Source organism: Campylobacter sp. JMF_01 NE2 (genome assembly GCF_027737365.1).
Lineage (GTDB): Bacteria > Campylobacterota > Campylobacteria > Campylobacterales > Campylobacteraceae > Campylobacter_B.
The window spans coordinates 1-1,048 of the sequence record NZ_JAOVTR010000026.1; the positions used below are offsets into that span (position 1 = coordinate 1).

At 33.6% G+C, this 1,048-nt stretch carries 1 protein-coding gene; it reads right to left on the reverse strand.

The features are described from left to right. On the reverse strand, positions 1-1,048 hold a 1,048-nt coding region (locus OFO01_RS08975; RefSeq protein ID WP_270875555.1), incomplete at both ends, for a hypothetical protein.

A 1,048-nucleotide genomic window follows, 5' to 3' on the forward strand; every position in this document is an offset into this window, starting at 1 on the left:
CAACATCGTGAATTTGATTTCCGCCTACACTTACATTGTTATCTGTAAATTGAAGTGTTTTTCCGTCACTATTTACAACTAAACCATTTGGAGTAATAGTTGTTTTATTGCTGTCATTAGCAACTACAAATTCATTGTTGTTGATATAGCTATCACCAAATGTAATACTTCCGTCTTTTGTTAGATTTAGGTCTTTATTTAGACTTAAATCATAAGTGTTGTTTGTATCGCTCCAAGCTAGTTTTAGGTTTCCATCTGTTACATTTGCTTCATTCCAGCCATTGACTGTTATGTTTTTATCAATTGCTTTAATAGCTTCATGGATAGTGTTTTTACCTGTGTCGCCTATGTTATTAGTGATGATTGTTTTATTATCATCAGCTACTTTTGTATCTCCACCGATTGAAGTTACTATGCTATTGATAGTATCTGTGATATTTAGGTCATAGTTAGTATGTCCGTCTGTTTTAGTTGTTCTAACTACACCAACAGAGCCGTTGTTAGAAGTAACTGTTGTGTTAGCTTCTTTAAGTTGAGCAACATTTACAGCATCATCATCAGCAGTTCCTTTTGCAACATCGTGAATTTGATTTCCGCCTACACTTACATTGTTATCTGTAAATTGAAGTGTTTTTCCACCTTTATTTACAACTAAACCATTTGGAGTAATAGTTGTTTTATTGCCGTCATTAGCAACTACAAATTCACCGTTTTTGATATAGCTATCACCAAATGTAATACTTCCGTCTGTTAGATTTAGGTCTTTATTTAGACTTAAATCATAAGTGTTGTTTGTATCGCTCCAAACAAGTTGTAGATTTCCGTCTGTTGTATTTGCTTCATTCCAGCCATTGACTGTTATGTTTTTATCAACTGCTTTAATAGCTTCATGGATAGTGTTTTTGCCTGTGTCGCCTATGTTATTAGTGATGATTGTTTTATTGCCGTCGTATTTAGTTTCGCCACCAATGATACTTGCTATGTTTTCTAAACTATCTGTGATATTTAGGTCATAGTTAGTATGTCCGTCTGTTTTAGTTGTTCTAAC